Origin of the sequence: Streptococcus hillyeri (genome assembly GCF_003686955.1) — a bacterium.
Taxonomy (GTDB): domain Bacteria; phylum Bacillota; class Bacilli; order Lactobacillales; family Streptococcaceae; genus Streptococcus; species Streptococcus hillyeri.
The window spans coordinates 1-17,615 of record NZ_RCVM01000032.1 but is presented as its reverse complement, the minus strand read 5'-3'; the positions used below and the strand labels follow the sequence as shown (position 1 = coordinate 17,615).

The following is a 17,615-nucleotide window of genomic DNA, read 5'->3' as shown; positions in this document are numbered from 1 at the left end:
TGCAATAAATCAACCTTTATAAAAACCAGTGGAACTTACCCTGACACGGAGTTTCACTGGTTGTTAGAGGTTTTATCAGATTAACTTCCACTTTAACAGACGGTGGAAGTTAGTTTGGGAATTTAGCTTTTTTCTAAAAAGGTAATTTCCCAACGTAAGTTCCACTGTGTTTTTAGTCTACAACTGTGTGTAATTGCCTTCCTTTTAGCGATCTGCCATTTCTTAAAAATATAAAGCATGAAATCAAGTTTATTCAACTCAACCTCATGCCTTAACTTTATCCATATAAGAATTTTAGCTTTCAAGGATATTCTTAAATTCTTGAACCATACTCTCACTTTCAATGCGAAGAAACATTGGGTCATCTTTGTCGTATTGCTGGGTGAACATTGGCAGCTGTCCAAACCAAACAATATCTTCATCAAGTATGGTAAATGTTGGCAATGGGGTATCCCTCTCATAAACAGAGATTCCTGTGCCTGCTAGCTGCTGTATTAAGGTTTGATTTTTCTTATCTCGAGTTACATAAACATCTAGACTTACTCCTTTAATCAGCCCCAGTAATTGTTGTAACTTCAACCGATGACCTTTAGCTATCGAAATCGTCACTTTTTTAACCTGTCGCAAATCTTTTGTAAAAGTAGCTTCATAGGAAACTCGGTCAAAAATACTCTGATTTTCCTGTTTAGACGATGTCACATAGCGCATCTTTCGATAAGCTACTTGTCGCTTATGAAACATCTTTTCTAAGTAAGGGACATGAATATCAACGTAATCGTATATTGTAACTAAATTCTTCCCTGAATATGGACGATGAATGCGACCAGCATATTGAATCAGATTATTTTTCCAAGACAAAGGACTTGCCAAAACAAGCGTGTCCAACTTTGGTAAATCAAATCCTTCTCCCACATACTTACCAATTGATATGAGAACAAAAGGCTCGGCATCATCTAATTGTTCAATTTGGGCTAGAATTGCCTTCTTGTCTTTTGCTTTTGTCTGACCACTCATGACAAAAACAGAGGATCTGCCAGCATCACTCAATCCCTGTTCAAGAATGTTCAAATGCTCAATACGATTGGCTAATACTAGAATATGACGCTTTTGTTGGTACGCTTCTCGAATATCTTGAATTAATAATTGATTGCGAGACGATGATTGAGCTAGTTTCTCACAGAGGTTCACAAAATTTGTACTTTTTTTATCTTGGATATCATATTTTCCAAAATCAGTAAATCGAAGCGATAACTGCTTCTCAAAAGCAACCTGTTCCTCGGTAGCAGTATGCAAAACAGGACCTATACGTTGGAAAAGAATCGGTTCATGACCATTTTTTCGTTCTGGAGTTGCTGTCAATCCATAAAGGTAAGTTCCAGAAAAACTAGCTACTACTTTTTCAAACATTGTTGCGGTCACATGATGGCATTCATCTACCAACATCACATCATAATCAGACAATAATTCTTCAAGATTATCAGCCGTCATCAGTGATTGAATCATGGCGACATCAACCAATTTCGTTCGCCACTTTTTAGCTCCTACAAATTGACCAACGTGTCCTATGATTTTTTCTCGACCAGAAGGCGTGTAGCGCACCGCTTCTTCTTCATCAAATACTAGAAATTGCCCTAAGCGCTCTATCCACTGCTCTAGCAGTTGCCGATTATGAACTAATATTAGCGTCCGTCTTTGTCGCTTAGCAATAAGTGCTGACCCCAAAACCGTTTTTCCAAATCCAGTTCCTGCACAAAGAACACCATTTTCTGCAACCAACATGTCTGATAGCGCTAATTCTTGATTAAATCTCAACTCCCCTGTAAAAGATACCTTAATCTCATTCTCAACACGTTCTTGTTCAATAAGTGTTAACTTTGGAAAGGTTTCCTGAATCTTTGAAACAAGTCCCCTTGGAAGATATAGGTGCCTATCATCTTCTTCAAACAGATAGATGGTCTCTGGTGTTTGGTAAGTCGGCTGTCTCATTGCCTGTTTTAAATAATACTCAGGATTAGAAAAAGATGCTAACTTTTTCAGATAAAAAAGTGCCTGTGGTGATAAACTATTTTTGACTATCGTTAGTACACGTCCTTTGTGAACCTCTAACGGTTCTTTTTCAAAATGCATCTCTAGAGACAACTGATTAATCTCTTGAACCTGCTGATAACTCAATCGTCTCAATTCCTGAAGATATAGCCACTGATCATCATAAGGGACATACTCCTCATCAACAAATACGCGCTTCCCTTCTTGAAAAGATTGCCCTTGTAAAGGAAGAGCAATCAAATTTCCAAATCCTCCTTTCGGCAAGCAGTCTTGATTTGGAAACATACGATCAAACGAATCAAAGGATAATTTAGGAGATTCTTGCATAGCTAATGCTAACAATTTTTTACCAAATAAACGCGCCTCTCGACAAGAAATCAGAGTTTCAAAGAAAAACCAGACATGTGCTCCATTTCCTGAACGAGAAATTTCCACATGTAGATCGATTCCATAAGCACTTGCTACTTTTCTCAGAACTCGAACGGCTTCTCTCCAATCCCCTTTATCAAAATCAATCGCTAATAAAGAGCAAGTATCGTCTTTTAAAATTGGAAAAAGACCAATACTCGTTTCCCCTCTAAAATGGGATTTCAGCACCTCATCCGTCAAGGGTTCGCACAGACGTTTTTCAACTGGAAGCTGCTTCCAGCCATAACGATAGGAAGGGGAATACTGCAATCTCCCATCCTCATTTTGGTAGGATTTGGCATACACATCATCACGTCCTTTAAATAGGGAACGGTATATCCTTAATTTTTCAACTGTCGTTAACTGAGAACGCCTAGACATAAAGTATTTTTGAAAATCACTCTCGCTGATTAGCACGAACTCCCCATTATCTTGATATTCTAGTAATAGCAACTGTACTTGTGAACTAAAGTATGGGTATTTCGCCTCGATACAGGCTAATCTACCAGAAGTTTTCTCAATGAATTGTTCCAAATATTAATCCTCTTCATCATACTTATAAGCAATTTGGCAGAAAATGTCCATGACTCCTTCTTCAAAACCCCAACCAATTCCTTGGCTAGCTTGCTCAATATGCCTCAACTCTTGCTTGATAGACTCAAAGAATGTCTCATTTCCTTCAGCAACATCAACCACATTTTGGTAAGCATCCAGAACAGCATTGTAATAAGGTACTGACATGTCACCGAAATCCTCTGTATATTGTGTCCCGTCTAAAGCAAATTGCAGATTAACCCTCGCTTGAGCTTCTTGGTCTGAACAACGTTCCTTAAACTCATTAATCAACTTCTTAACTGCCCTATAATCACCACCACGACCAATATTTCTTGGGAACATCACCTTATGGATTTTCTGACAATAATCCGCCACTAAGTCCGCGATATAATCATCACCTCGCAAAGACACATTTAACTTATCCTTCACTACCTTACTCTCACCATATAATTGGCAAATCAGACTCACTAAATCTTTCTTTTCCAAAGTAATTAATTCCTTTTTTAGTGCTGCTTGTGATAATGGTTTCATTCACATGCCTCCAATCCATTCCCAAAGATACCGTTTTCTTCATTATAACAAAAACCACAGCCAATTCATGTAACCAAATATATATTTCCTCCATTTTATGCTATGATAGTATCAAAGGAGAATACCATGTCACAAAAAATTATCAACGTCGTTGCTGCTGCTATTTTGAAAAATGGGAAATACTTTTGTGCACAGCGTCCAGAAGGGAAATCACTTGCTGGCTTTTGGGAGTTTCCAGGTGGGAAATTAGAGGAAGGAGAATCTCCTCAGGAAGCACTTGTCCGTGAAATCAAAGAAGAATTCAATGCTGATATTGAAGTGTTGAACTACGTTAACGAAACCTCTTATGACTATGACTTCGGAACTGTTGTTATGAAAACTTTTGAGGCAAAACTCTTATCTGAACAGCTAACTTTATTAGAACACCAAGACTCCAAATGGTTAGAACCTAGCCAGCTCCACACTCTTAATTGGGCACCTGTTGATCGTCCTGCTGTTGACTTATTAAGCAAAAAATGAGATTCGAAAGAACCTCATTTTTTTGTAATATAGTCATATAAATCCTGTTTTACAGCAGTCTCCAATTTTAGCTGCATCCTTACAACCTTTTTATTCGATTCCGACTCAACATCATTTTGAGCAGTTCCTTCAATATATTTCACTTCTCCCATGAAATAGTGTTCTGATCCTTCGTCTTTACTTTTATTAATAAAAAGATAAAGTTTCATACCAGTACTTGCCGAATTGATAATATCTTTAACTTGTTTTGAGTTCAGATCTGTATCCTTTCGAGTCATCCAGTTAAATATTTTTTCATTCATGAAGAAGTCTTTATAGGGAATTTCCTCATCTTTTTCCCAATTGAATAATTTACACATTTCTTTTCGGGTATATTTTTCACCAATTATAAGCTCTCCCGTTGTACCCTGAGACTTATAAATTCCTACTTTAATGACATCAATACATAAATCATAAAAAAGTTTTCTTTTAAGAAGTTTCGAAAATAATCTGTTTAAGAAATAAACATCATTTTCATCATCAATCAGGGGGACATTTCCATATTTATCTCTATCGTTTTTCACAAAAAAACGATAAATTTAATATTCTTTCCATACTCCTCATAGTATGAAAATCATTGCTTATACCTTTTTTAGCTAATAGTTCTTTATAAGCTGATTTAGTTATTTTGCCATAGTTAACTAAATACTCCAACAACAATACTTCTTGAGGTCGCTTACTTCCTAGCAACTCTGTAGTCAGAAAAGTTAAATACCCTCTTTCTTCTCTAGTTAAATCAATCACTGAATCAGAGAATTTATTTAGAACATCCGCATAATTCTTATTCTTAAAAGAACTATTTTTAAAGAAAGTCAGCGGATCAATGCTATTATAAGTCACAAAATCTTTCAGAAACGGTTGACGGCCTAATTTATTCTGCAAGTCCACATAGCTATCTCGTAAAATTTTCATGCTAGATAGACTGGTGTTAGTAATAGACTCAAAAATTTGTTTACGCGCGACTTCTTCGAAGTTGATGGTCGTCAAACCACTGATCAAATTCGCTTCACGAACTTCACGACGGTAATTATCCTTGTTCATGGACTGGTCGCCAAATAAAGCTACTGGAATCAAATAATTATTGCGATAATTCCCAATAAAATCAATAATCGTCACATACTCTTTTGACTTATGCTTACGTAGACCACGCCCCAGTTGTTGCACAAAAATAATGCTTGATTCCGTATTTCGAAGCATGACCACTTGATTAACACTTGGAATATCAATTCCTTCATTAAAAATATCAACTGTGAGTAGATAATCTAGTTCACCCTTTTCAAGTTCTTGCACTGCCTTTTCACGGACTGCTTGACTATCATCACCTGTCAAGGCTTGTGTACGAAAACCTTTTTGATTTAAGAGAATAGACAATTCTCTTGCTTCCTTCTTACTGGAACAGAACATCAAGCCACGCACAGACTCACCACTATGCCCATAGTAATTGATTTTTTCGAGAATATGATTGACGCGTTCTTTGGAAACAAGATTTGAAAAATCTTCATTTTCACTAATGAGTTCACCGTCCACCCGAATATCGGTCACACCAAAATAGTGGAACGGACAAAGTAAATCCGCATCCATGGCATCTTGCAGACGAATTTCATAGGCGATATTGTAATCAAATAATTCATAAATATTTTGCCCATCTGTCCGCTCAGGTGTCGCCGTCATTCCCAAAAGGAAGTCTGGAGTAAAGTAATTCATCACCTTCTTATAAGACTCTGCACCAGCCTTATGGACTTCGTCAATCAAAATGTAATTGAAAAAATCGGGCGCAAAGCGCTGTAAATGCTCATCACGTGATAAGGTCTGAATGGTCGCAAAAATGTACTTCTTACCAGTAATATCAACACCTGACTTATAAAGGCAAGCCTCATCATCAGAAAAACCAAGCACGCGTTCCGGATTGACCTGACGAACATCAAGAGCTGACAAATAGGTTTTCCCTGTACCAGTCGCAGAAATCACAAGAGCTTTCTGAGCGCCATTATCACGCACTTGCTGTAAACCAACGCTTCTTTTTGCATTTTATTTGGCTCAATCTTGCCGACTTGATAGTCTGCTTTTGTTTCTTCTTCGAAAGTTGTTACCTGAATAACCGACTTCCGTTTTTTCTTGTAAGATTCAATAATCTCAGCTGTCAATGGTCTAGATAATTCCCAAACTCGGTCAAATTCTTGTTTGGTCTGATAAAGCAAGTCTCCATTATCCGTCGAATTGAGCTTGATATTCCACTCATAATTTTGTTTCAAAGCTGTCGCTGTTAAATTCGATGACCCAGCAATCAAGACTTGCTTGCTTTCCTGCTCAAACAAATAATATTTGGAATGCAACTGCATGGATTCCTGAGAAATCCGAGCCTCCACATTGGGCAATTTTAACAAGTCATACATAGCCAACGGATCATTGAAATCCAGATAAGGTGAAATCAAAATTTTCCCCTGAACACCACGCGCCGCCAAATCAGCCAGCTGCGCCTTAATCATGGAAATCCCAGACTGGGTCACAAAAGCCACCGAGAAATAAAAGGCCGTACTCTTGAGCAATTCCTCCTGCAAATCCGTCAGAACAAAACGCTTTTCCTCAGCATTATTAAGGGCGCATAAGTCACGTCCCGAAACCTCACCCGGTCAATAAAACCAAACTGCATCGACTCCAACAACTGAGCCTCAAAAGCTGATCCCATAATAAATAGTCCTATCTAGTTGATAGAACTATTATCTAATATATTAGGAGGGATGTAAAGGGGGATAATTTTTTATAATAATAGTTTGATTAACAATCACGCATTTTTCTTATCTCGCTAAAAATGTCTTTTTTAAATTTTCCAAGAGGAATATTTTTAATATCTTCAGTAAATACAGCATTACCATGGATCAAATAATCTATCTCATCATCAGCTAACATTTGATTAAAATTTTCATAAGCAGTCTCATCTCTTTTATTAACTGCATTTTTAAATATCTCTTGTAGTTCCTTTCGGTAAGTGTATGAATATTTCACTTCCCTATCAAGCATATCTTTGATATCTATTTGATGAATTTGGTAACCAGCATTCAATTTAATTATCTCTGTATCTGCTAAACGCTTTGAACCACCATCGATTGTAATTTCCATATCAGTCAAGGATTTAAGTAAATAGTCAAATTTCACTTCATTTTCATCCACATTCTCCTGAATCCAGGGATTAATCCAAAATTCTTTGTTTCCCTTATTAAGATTGCAAATACTACAACAAGGAACAAAGTTGTACAAAGATATAGCAAACATAGGATATGTATCCTTACTATAAAAGTGATCCATTTGTGAACCTAATTTATCATCACGATTGTTAATAAAATTCCGATTACAGTAAGGACAAACTGTGACTCCTAGTGCATTTGTTAAAAGGATATTCAATTTTTGTCCTTTATTACTCTTTTGCATAATATTGCCAGTAGTATAAACAGATTTGAGACGCTGGATATTTCTATATTCCATTTTCTTCGTAGAAATTTCCTTATTTCCTACACGCTTTTTAATAATTTCAGCAATACTTTTAATATCATTCGCTGGCATTAGTATAAGTTGCTTAAAATTGTCTTCAGAATTAACACTTTGAAAAAAGTTAGAAAAACTATCCTTTCCAATAATATCTTTGATACGCCTCATCAAATCAACAATGTTACCATCTAGTTTTATATACTGTGTTTTAGCTTTATTATAGTAAAGTTCTTTTACAGAATCACTATATACATGTCTATCAAAATAAATCATTTCGTTTTCTCACGTTCTTGCAAAATTTTTCGTAATTCATCAGTCGATAATTCTGATACCATCTTACTACTTAAATCCACATTAGGAGCAGATACGTGAGAAAAATTAATTCGTTGGAACATTATTTTTAGTTTCTTTGAAATAACCTTCTCACCAATGGAATTAATTATCTTTTCAAGATATTTTTTAAACTCTAAATCTGATAACTCTCCCAATTTCAACCCTTCTGAAAACTTACTCTTTATTTGTCCTAAGTCAACATATTCTTGATTTAATTCATAGATAGCCTTGATTGTTGCATTTATTACTTTTGTCGCGTACTCGCCTTTTGTACTTTCTAAAAAAAATGAATCCATAAAAAGTTGATGGATATTTTGTCCAAAAGTAGTTTTATGATGGGTATCGGCATATTCAATTATCTTGTTCCCAGTTTCTTTATCTTTTTTCAACATAATAACATTTTCAGAATAAATATCTGATAACATGATTGGCGAATGAGTGGTCATAATAATTTGTACAGATTTTTCATTAAAATTTTCTATAATTCTAGGTAAAATATCACTAATCCATTTCCTTTGCCATTCAGGGTGTAATCCAATATCTACCTCATCCAATAAGAGTAGCATTTCTTGATTACCTATATTTTCAACAATGGAAAACATGCGCCCGAACAGATTTAACAAAGAGTGTTCTCCTGAGCTCAAACCTTCCCATCTAAATTTTATAAATGATACCAACTCATTTATCTTTGTAAACTTTACTTGATTTTGCTCAATTGTAAAATCACTTTGTAAAATTGATATAATTTTATGAAATTTTGATAACTTTTCTTCATCCCCTAATTTAAATAAAGCATTAGTTTCATCAGAGAAATAATGAATTAAATACTTTAGATTGTCCATTGATTTTATTGATGATTTCTCATTCAATTTCTCTAGAATATCCTCTTGGTCTTGATCACAAGAATTATAAGCATTGTAATAATTTATAAACCAGATATAAGATTTATTATAACTAATTAAATCAAGAAAATGTGATTCAAAATTTTTAAACATACCAGTGGGTAGCTTATCCAAGATATCCACTAGTACAACATCTGTAGATTCTATATCAAAGAATTTGTTTCTATCTTTTTTTTCAAGTAATTCTTTCCTATTTTTTAATTCTATTAATTTCCATAATGTATCACAATAATATTCCAAATAGATACTCTTAATTGAAATTAAATCTTTATCAAACAATTCCTCAAATTTTTTTATATCTTCTAAAGGAATGATTTTTAAAAGTTCCTCGCGAATATCATCCAAAGATGCTTCTTTTTCCAAAATAATATCATCAGATTTTATTTCTAAACTTCCTTGAAAATAGTTACTTGCACTACTTAGAAATTCACTTTTAATCGCCTCTATGTATTCATATCTTTTTTCAATAGGAACTTCACCCCAGGCCTGCATCAATTCAACAGCATAATTATCACTTTCAAATTCAGTAAAGATTCCTTCAGTAACAGTTTCTAGAAATCCTTTTTCTAAATTAACTCCTTCATCCTTCCAGTAACTATTCTCTGTAAATCTTTTTATTTCAAATACTAGCTCATCCGATTCCCTTTTAAAAGTCTCAATAAGCTCTACCGCAACATCCAGAACTAAATGATTGAAATTCTCTATATTAAAAACTTTCATAGCTTCTTTTAAAGTTTTTGGTAAAAAATCAAACTTCCCTTGAATACTGTTATCCGTGACAATTTGTCGAAACTTTTTAAACGAGTCCTCTATATTTTCATTATCTAAATCTTTACAACAAAATATATGAACTAAATAACCTTTTAGCATACGATTAATAGAATCAAAAATATTATTCTTATCCAAGATAAATTGTCTCAAATCTATAGAATCTATATCCTCTCTCTCAATATCTCTCATATATTTTTCGTGTGATATATTATATTTTTCCTCTAGAAATGATATGTATTGAGAATCATTTTGAAGTAATGCCCCATATTTATCTATCAAAAATTGTTCATAGTCTTTAATTAAAAATACACCGTCATCTTCTAAATAGAACTCCTCATCATATTTAGAAAAATAATAATCACTGTATTCTGAAATATTATCATCTGTATCATAAAACTCCATAATAGCTTCGATTTGGTCATCTTCATCTTCAAACTTTGTTCTAATATAATCAATATAGTTAAGAAATTCTCTATTATTCTGACGATTAAGTTCAAGTTGAGTAACAATTCTTTTATCTTTTACTTTGAATATGAAGTTATTGATACTAGATAGCTCACGATTTCTAAAAAGAAAATCAATTTGATTAGCCATATCTTTTTGATTCGATTCTAAAATATTTTGATTCGATAATTTATATGTAGTTGTTAAATCAAATTGTGTCTTGCTATACTGAGTATAAGATTCAATAGCATTAGAAAATCTAATAGACCTAATAGGTTTTTCTTCTTTAGAAAAAAACTGTCGTCCTCCATCATTACTTTTATTTAACCATAAATATCTATTATTTTTATTGTAACAAGAATATTTTTTATATCGATTTTCAAAGTCATATGTCTCATAAATAAAATAAAATTCTTTATTTAATTGAAATATATTATTAATTAAGTTAGTCTTACCAACACCATTTTCTCCTACAATAACAGTAAGATTACTAATCCCTTTCGTATATGGAATATGTATATATTCCTTGATTTCTGTAATTCCAAATACCCCATTTTGAGGTTGTGTGACTATTACATCTGGTAAAAAGTTAATGACTTCATACTCTCCATTATTTTCTTCAATCATTGCTACCAATCGTAGCCGTCTATCTTTAGTCTCCACTTTTCTCACCTTAATCATATGATATTTAGTTGCACTGCATCTCTTGCATGACAATTATACCACAAAACCCAGCCTTTCTAGGCTGGGCGTCTATTTATAACTACCTTATTTCCCCAACTTCTCCATTTCCTTAATCCGCTCAACTGTCGCATCAAATTTAGTTTGGTAGTCGGTTTGTTTGGCTTTTTCTTTTTCGACGATTTCTGGTTTGGCTTTTTGGACGAAGCGTTCATTGCTGAGTTTTTTACCGACCATATCGAGTTCTTTTTGCCATTTAGCGAGTTCTTTGTTGAGGCGTTCTAGCTCTTCTTCCACGTTGAGGAGGTCTGCTAGTGGGAGGAAGATTTCAGCACCTGTGATAACGGCTGACATGGCTAATTCTGGATTAGCGATACTTGATGAAATTTCAAGCGTCTCTGGGTTTGTGAAGCGTTTGATGTAGTTGACATTGCTGTTAAAGAAGGCTTCCAAGTCGCTGTCGCTTGTTTTGACCAGGATAGTGATTGGTTTGCTTGGGGCAACGTTCACTTCTGCACGCGCATTTCGCACGGTACGAATCAGGTCTTTCAAGCTTTCCACGCCTTTGTGCGCAGCTTCATTTTCAAAGGCAACATCAACCGTTGGGTAGTCCGCAGTCACGATAGAGCCTTCCGCGTATTGGCCAAAGATTTCTTCCGTTACGAACGGCATGATTGGGTGGAGGAGACGAAGAATCTTATCCAGCGTGTAGAGGAGGACAGAGCGCGTGATGACCTTCTCGTCTTCGTTGTCGCTGTAAAGGACTTCCTTGGTCAATTCCACGTACCAGTTGGCGAACTCTTCCCAGATGAAGTTGTAGAGGATGTGACCAGCTACACCGAACTCAAACTTGTCAAAGTTCTCTGTCACCTTGCCAATTGTCTCATTGAGGTTGTGGAGGATCCATTTATCCGTCACGTTGCCAGCTTCACCGCTCGCCACTTTCGCCACATTTGCGGTCGCATCTGCCAGCGTCAAGCCCTCATTATTCATGAGGATATAGCGCGAAATGTTCCAGATTTTGTTGATGAAGTTCCATGAAGCATCCATTTTTTCGTATGAGAAACGGACATCCTGTCCTGGGGCAGAGCCGTTAGACAAGAACCATCGAAGACTATCTGTACCGTATTTCTCAATAACATCCATTGGGTCAATCCCATTACCAAGCGATTTGGACATCTTGCGCCCTTCTTCGTCACGGATAAGTCCGTGAATCAGAGCATTCTTAAATGGGCTCTTGCCTGTAAATTCAATTCCTTGGAAAATCATACGAGACACCCAGAATGGAATAATATCATAACCTGTTACCAATGTTGAGTTTGGATAATAACGCTGGAAGTCTTCTGACTCCGAATCAGGCCAGCCCATAGTTGAGAATGGCCAAAGGGCAGAGCTGAACCAGGTATCAAGGACATCCTCATCTTGCTTCCAACCATCACCCTCTGGCGCCTCTTCACCAACATAAATTTCACCTGATTCATTGTACCACGCAGGGATTTGGTGTCCCCACCAAAGTTGGCGAGAGATTACCCAGTCATGCACATTTTCCATCCATTGGAGATAAGCATCATTGAAACGTGGTGGGTAAAAGTCAACCTTATCGTCTGTGTCTTGGTTGGCAATGGCATTTTTCGCCAATTGATCCATCTTAACGAACCACTGTGTAGACAAGCGAGGTTCAACCACAACACCAGTACGTTCTGAGTGACCAACTGAGTGAACACGTTTTTCGATTTCAACAAGGGCACCGATTTCTTCCAATTTTGCTACGACTGCTTTACGCGCTTCAAAGCGATCCATACCGGCAAATTCACCAGCTAATTCGTTCATGGTACCGTCAGCATTCATCACGTTAACCTGTGGCAAGTCATGACGTTGGCCGACCTCAAAGTCGTTAGGGTCATGGGCAGGTGTGATTTTAACAACCCCTGTTCCGAATTCTGGGTCCGCATGCTCGTCGGCAACGATTGGGATGAGCTTATTCACGATTGGCAGAACCACGTTTTGACCAATCAAGTCCTTGTAACGAGGATCTTCTGGGTTTACGGCAACTGCAACGTCTCCAAACATGGTTTCTGGTCGCGTTGTTGCCACTTGAAGAGCGCGCGAGCCATCTTCCAACATATAATTCATGTGGTAGAAGGCACCCTCAACGTCCTTGTGGATAACTTCGATGTCTGAAAGGGCTGTACGGGCTGCTGGGTCCCAGTTGATGATGAACTCACCGCGGTAAATCCAGCCTTTTTTGTAGAGGTCCACAAAGACCTTGCGCACGGCTTTTGAAAGGCCTTCGTCAAGGGTGAAACGCTCGCGTGAGTAATCGACAGAAAGCCCCATCTTGCCCCACTGCTCCTTGATAGTTGTCGCATACTCATCTTTCCACTCCCAAACCTTGTCTAGGAATTTTTCACGGCCGAGGTCATAGCGAGTGATGCCTTGCTCACGAAGGCGCTCCTCAACCTTAGCCTGTGTTGCGATACCCGCGTGGTCCATACCAGGCAACCAAAGGGTGTCAAAGCCCTGCATGCGTTTTTGGCGGATAATGATATCCTGAAGGGTCGTGTCCCAAGCGTGGCCAAGGTGCAACTTACCAGTAACGTTTGGCGGTGGAATCACGATGGAATAAGGCTTTGCCTTCTTGTCGCCTGACGGCTTGAAAACATCTTGGTCTAACCAAGTTTGATAACGCCCAGCCTCAACCTCGGCTGGATTGTATTTTGGTGAAAGTTCTTTTGACATATGATGTCCTTCCTAATTTTCTTGTATTTCTTTTATTTTTTGTAAAATAAGCTGCGCTGTTTCCTGAGGAGAAAGCTCCGTATTATTGACTTTAACATAACGTTTCAGACTTTCTGGCGCTTTTTCTGGATTAAAGTTAGCAAAAGTCGCTGTCTCTAAAATATCTTTTTCAGACCACTCTATATGGCGCTTTATAGGTTTATGATAGAGACGATTTTCTGTTTTATTACGTTTTAAACGTTCTTGCAAATCCGTTTCTAACTCGACAAATAAAACTTCTCTATCCCACTGCTGAAAAATCGATTGGATTTCTTCTAAAAAGGCAATATCATCAGAATCATTGAAATCAATAACAACTGTAAAAATCATCTGCTGATTTGTTTTAGCAAAGATTTTGAAAAATTCCATTCGAATCGTATTGATTAGTTCTCTAGCCTCAGTTGACATCGGTATAAATTTTGTGACAAAATCAATGGATTCATGATTATGGAAAAGGACTAAATCAGATTGTTTTTCAAGTTCTTGCCCAATTGTCATTTTTCCAGACGCTTGAGCTCCGATTAAGATTATATTCATACTACTCTCCTATCACTCCTTCAGCTTCGCTACTAGCTTGTCAAAATCCGACACAATTTTCTGGGTACGGTTAAATTTTTCATATTCTTGACTAGCTTTTTCTTCTGCCTGCTTCTTAGAAATTGTTCCCTTACCCTCCAGAATCTCGTATTCGTTGAAAGAGAGGAAGCGGTCAATGCTATCTGCTAAAGCTTGCATAGTAAAGGTGTTTCGACGCTCAATCAAACCTTCAATATAATCAAAATAAGAGGTAACCGTTCGCTCTAGTTGACGGATTTCATTTTCCTGCAAGTAATTTTTAGCAATAAGCACATCTGATTTTAGAACGCGACCATTCGGCGCATTCTTCCATGTGGTCAGTCCCATTTGCTCCTTATCAGCATCCGCCTTATGGTAGATTATCTCAGCAGCAGTATTACCTGTTATGGCAAAATGGAATTTATTTTGCACCATCGCATAGAAACGCTTGGTAATCTCAGAATTGCTATCATAATCAATCGCACATTCTGCAAAAATATCAGTCACCTGCTGGTAAATACGGCGCTCACTTGCACGGATGGAACGAATCCGCTCCAAAAGTTCACGGAAGTAGTCTTTACCAAAGACGGTTTGTCCTTGCTTCAAACGATTATCATCTAAAACAAAACCTTTAATGATAAATTCCTTCAAGGTATTAGTTGCCCAAATCCGAAATTGGGTCGCCTTAGTCGAATTAACACGGTAGCCAACTGAGATGATAGCATCAAGATTATAATACTCCAATTCACGTTGAACCGCTCGATTGCCCTCCTGGCGAACTGTTCGGAATTTCCGAACAGTTGCAGTTTTATCCAACTCACCATCTTTGAAGATATTAGACAGATGTTCACTAACCGTTGATTTGGAGACTCCAAACAGCTCTGCAATTCCTTTTTGAGTTAGCCAGAGGTTTTCATTCTGTAAGAGAATATCTAGCTGAACATCACCGTTTGGGGTTGTGTATAAAATAAAATTAGAAATCTCATTCATAACATCACCTCTCCCCTTCCCACTCGGCATAGAACTGGTCGAGGTAATCTTGCATGAACTGGTGGCGTTGTTCAGCTAGGCGTTTTCCTGTCTCGGTATTCATCAGGTCTTTGAGTTTGAGGAGTTTTTCGTAGAAGTGCATGATGGCGGTGTCTTCGCCCTTGCGGTAGTCTTCTAGGGTAAGGTTGTCACGCGCTTGTTTATTGGGGTCATGGATGAGTCTGCCTTTATTTCCTGAGTAGGCCATGGTTCTGGCAATGCCGATAGCTCCGATGGCATCTAGCCTATCTGCGTCTTGAACCACTTGCCCTTCTAGCGACAGCACCGCTTGATTGTGCCCACCCTTGTAAGAAATACCTTGGGTAATGGCTAGAATTTCTGCTTTCAGCTCACTTGGGAGCAACTGGCTATCAAGGAAAGCGGTCAGTCTGGCTAATCCTTCTGCTTCGCTAGCATTTAATTTCTCATCTGCCACATCGTGGAGAAGCGCAGCCATTTCACAGATAAAAGGATCCGCACCATCTGCTTTGGCAATGGTCAATGTGGTCTTGGTCACACGGACAATATGCCACCAGTCATGACCACTGGCTTCACCGTCAGAAAGATTTTTGACAAACTGACGAGTATTTTCTAAGATGAGGTTTCTATCCATGACTGGCCTCCCATTCCTCTCTCAGCAATCCAAAAATCAGCTTATCTTGATAGTGTCCATCAATCTTTTTCCGCTTACGAAGTCTAGCTTCCAATTGAAAACCTAGTTTTTCAGCCACGCGCTGACTTTGAGGATTGTGATCATAGACCGCAATTTCAATTTTTCGAAGACTGAGCTCTTGAAATCCAAAATCAACTAAAGCTGCCACCGCCTCTGGCATCAAGCCTTGTCCCCATAAATCTGGATGCAAGACATAGCCAATCTCCAGAATATCTGGTTCGACTTCTTTCGCAAAATTCACCGTCCCCATCAGCCTGTCCTGATCTTTCAGACAAATCGCATAAATACGTTGTCGAACAGCCTCACCCCTTTTATCCAAGTCCATCTGGATAAACTGTTTGCACTCTTCAACAGATTGATTCACTGGAAAACCAGCTAGACTTGCAACCTCTGGACGATGTCCATAGTCATACATAGCTTCCGCATCAGCTAAACGAATGGGGCGTAAACACAAACGTTCTGTTAGCAATTCTTTAAATTCTTTCATTGAACACTCCTATCATGAAGAGATATAGAAAAAGCCCCATCTAGCACATGCTAGACAGGGACGAAGTTCGTTTACGATTTCCGCGGTACCACCCAGATTCGGACTCAGGGTCCGCAACTCATACTATTTCATTATTAGCATCAGCAACCAGTTTTGACATTTGTGCGGATTTCTCAGCAACACCGCTTTCTGTGACAAATGGGGTTCAAAACACCTCTGAATGGTAATATTTTAACAGAAAAGATAACTTTATTCAACTGATTTATGCTTTAAGTGAGACATCAATTTGTTAATTTTTTGACTGCCAACGTTTACCAATTGTGCTAAAAACGAAAATTTCAATTAAACTCAATAACGCTATCACATCTTTATCGATTGGCAGTGATTTCAAATTTATAAAATTCCCAGTGTTTATAATTTTCCGCGTATTCGAGAATGATATCGGAATTGCCTTGTTCCGTTTTACGAATTTGTAAAATAGTCGGCTCAAATTCTTTTAGTGACAGAATTTGCGTGATATCCTCTGGCGTTGAAAAGGTCACTTCATGCGTTTCAGTATAGGGTTCTGAAGACATGTGAATATCAAAATCTAATTTAAACCGCTGGTGAATCGATTGATAGTGCTCTTTTGAAGCGCTTGGCGTGAGAATAAAGCGTTCTGGAATATAAGAAATCTGATAGATGTAAGGGCGATTTCCTGCACTTCTTAAACGGTCAATTCGGTAATAACAATCGTTATCAGTTAGTTTTAGTTCTTTCAAATATTTAGGATCATTCCCTTTTTCAACTGAGAGAATTTTAACATGATCATCCTTAAGAGAGAAACGTTCGATATCTGAGAATTCAACACGTTTTCCTTTGCGTGAGCGAGAAACAAAAGTCCCTTTTCCTTGCTTACGAACAAGGTAACCATCTTTTACCAATTCATTAAGCGCTCGAATAACGGTGATTGAACTGACATCATAAAGATGAACCAGCTCATTTTCAGTGTAAAACTTATCACCATTGTCAAACTTGCCAGTGATAAGTTGATTTTTTAAGTCATTTTGAATCCGTTGGTACTTAGGAATTTTCATAACATCGCCCTTTCTGTTAACATTATCATTAAGAATTAAGAAATCTGATTTAGTTATTATACTAAATTTTGGCTGAAAATGTAATCAAAAAAAGCTAAAATTATGCTAACAAGCGCATAAAGAAAATCACGTGCCAAATTTCAAGTTCAAGTTAGGCAGTCTGTAAAAACTCTATAGGAGATTTATAATTGAATAGTTTCTTTGGATAGTTGTTAATCCAGTTTTCAATAAATGCGACTTGTTGTTGAGTCGCATTTTTGCTTCCCTTAGGCAACCAACGCCGGATGAGTCTATTATGATTCTCA

11 protein-coding genes and 2 pseudogenes are annotated in these 17,615 nt (G+C 37.3%); 1 reads left to right on the top strand and 12 read right to left on the bottom strand.

What is annotated here, in order from left to right:
• Nucleotides 1–294: 294 nt before the first annotated feature.
• Nucleotides 295–2,988 carry a TOTE conflict system archaeo-eukaryotic primase domain-containing protein gene (locus EAF07_RS10085; protein WP_121836421.1) on the bottom strand — a complete coding sequence of 898 codons (2,694 nt, stop codon included), beginning with the start codon at nucleotides 2,986–2,988 and terminating at the stop codon, nucleotides 295–297.
• 3 nt (nucleotides 2,989–2,991) lie between these two features.
• Nucleotides 2,992–3,540, bottom strand: coding sequence for a hypothetical protein (locus EAF07_RS10080; RefSeq protein ID WP_121836420.1), 549 nt, complete (start codon nucleotides 3,538–3,540; stop codon nucleotides 2,992–2,994).
• Between the two features lie 126 nt (nucleotides 3,541–3,666).
• On the opposite strand from EAF07_RS10080, the gene EAF07_RS10075 reads away from it, so the two are divergent.
• Nucleotides 3,667–4,059: a (deoxy)nucleoside triphosphate pyrophosphohydrolase gene (locus EAF07_RS10075; protein ID WP_121836419.1), complete on the top strand. Its 393-nt coding sequence runs from the start codon at nucleotides 3,667–3,669 to the stop codon at nucleotides 4,057–4,059.
• A gap of 14 nt (nucleotides 4,060–4,073) precedes the next feature.
• Here the strand turns inward: EAF07_RS10075 and EAF07_RS10070 are convergent.
• The 10 genes and pseudogenes from EAF07_RS10070 to EAF07_RS10020 all read right to left on the bottom strand — a co-directional run.
• Nucleotides 4,074–6,784: pseudogene (locus tag EAF07_RS10070) on the bottom strand (DUF3427 domain-containing protein).
• An 89-nt stretch (nucleotides 6,785–6,873) separates the two neighbouring features.
• Nucleotides 6,874–7,854 carry a hypothetical protein gene (locus EAF07_RS10065; protein ID WP_121836418.1) on the bottom strand — a complete coding sequence of 327 codons (981 nt, stop codon included), beginning with the start codon at nucleotides 7,852–7,854 and terminating at the stop codon, nucleotides 6,874–6,876.
• Nucleotides 7,851–10,694, bottom strand: a complete 2,844-nt coding sequence (locus EAF07_RS10060) for an AAA family ATPase (protein ID WP_183121696.1) — start codon at nucleotides 10,692–10,694, stop codon at nucleotides 7,851–7,853. The genes EAF07_RS10065 and EAF07_RS10060 overlap by 4 nt, the downstream gene beginning before the upstream one ends.
• Nucleotides 10,695–10,799: 105 nt before the next feature.
• Entirely contained in the window at nucleotides 10,800–13,451 is a 2,652-nt protein-coding gene (locus tag EAF07_RS10055) for a valine--tRNA ligase (protein WP_121836416.1), read from the bottom strand.
• Nucleotides 13,452–13,463: 12 nt separating this feature from the next.
• Nucleotides 13,464–14,027, bottom strand: a complete 564-nt coding sequence (locus EAF07_RS10050) for a shikimate kinase (RefSeq protein WP_121836415.1) — start codon at nucleotides 14,025–14,027, stop codon at nucleotides 13,464–13,466.
• A gap of 12 nt (nucleotides 14,028–14,039) precedes the next feature.
• Nucleotides 14,040–15,035, bottom strand: coding sequence for a virulence RhuM family protein (locus EAF07_RS10045; RefSeq protein WP_121836414.1), 996 nt, complete (start codon nucleotides 15,033–15,035; stop codon nucleotides 14,040–14,042).
• 4 nt (nucleotides 15,036–15,039) lie between these two features.
• A complete protein-coding gene (locus tag EAF07_RS10040; RefSeq protein WP_121836413.1) occupies nucleotides 15,040–15,687 on the bottom strand; it encodes an HD domain-containing protein in 648 nt (215 codons plus the stop codon).
• Nucleotides 15,680–16,234, bottom strand: a complete 555-nt coding sequence (locus EAF07_RS10035; protein ID WP_121836412.1) for a GNAT family N-acetyltransferase — start codon at nucleotides 16,232–16,234, stop codon at nucleotides 15,680–15,682. The genes EAF07_RS10040 and EAF07_RS10035 overlap by 8 nt, the downstream gene beginning before the upstream one ends.
• A 368-nt stretch (nucleotides 16,235–16,602) precedes the next feature.
• On the bottom strand, nucleotides 16,603–17,310 hold the full coding sequence (locus EAF07_RS10025; protein WP_121836411.1) for a GntR family transcriptional regulator: 708 nt from the start codon (nucleotides 17,308–17,310) through the stop codon (nucleotides 16,603–16,605).
• Nucleotides 17,311–17,461: 151 nt separating this feature from the next.
• Nucleotides 17,462–17,615, bottom strand: a pseudogene (locus EAF07_RS10020) (IS30 family transposase); the annotation flags it as partial.

Coding starts and splice junctions, on each gene's coding strand:
- EAF07_RS10025 (WP_121836411.1), bottom strand. CDS start 17,310: ATGAAAATTCCTAAGTACCAACGGATTCAAAATGACTTAAAAAATCAA.
- EAF07_RS10065 (WP_121836418.1), bottom strand. CDS start 7,854: ATGATTTATTTTGATAGACATGTATATAGTGATTCTGTAAAAGAACTT.
- EAF07_RS10080 (WP_121836420.1), bottom strand. CDS start 3,540: ATGAAACCATTATCACAAGCAGCACTAAAAAAGGAATTAATTACTTTG.
- EAF07_RS10035 (WP_121836412.1), bottom strand. CDS start 16,234: ATGAAAGAATTTAAAGAATTGCTAACAGAACGTTTGTGTTTACGCCCC.
- EAF07_RS10050 (WP_121836415.1), bottom strand. CDS start 14,027: ATGAATATAATCTTAATCGGAGCTCAAGCGTCTGGAAAAATGACAATT.
- EAF07_RS10040 (WP_121836413.1), bottom strand. CDS start 15,687: ATGGATAGAAACCTCATCTTAGAAAATACTCGTCAGTTTGTCAAAAAT.
- EAF07_RS10075 (WP_121836419.1), top strand. CDS start 3,667: ATGTCACAAAAAATTATCAACGTCGTTGCTGCTGCTATTTTGAAAAAT.
- EAF07_RS10055 (WP_121836416.1), bottom strand. CDS start 13,451: ATGTCAAAAGAACTTTCACCAAAATACAATCCAGCCGAGGTTGAGGCT.
- EAF07_RS10045 (WP_121836414.1), bottom strand. CDS start 15,035: ATGAATGAGATTTCTAATTTTATTTTATACACAACCCCAAACGGTGAT.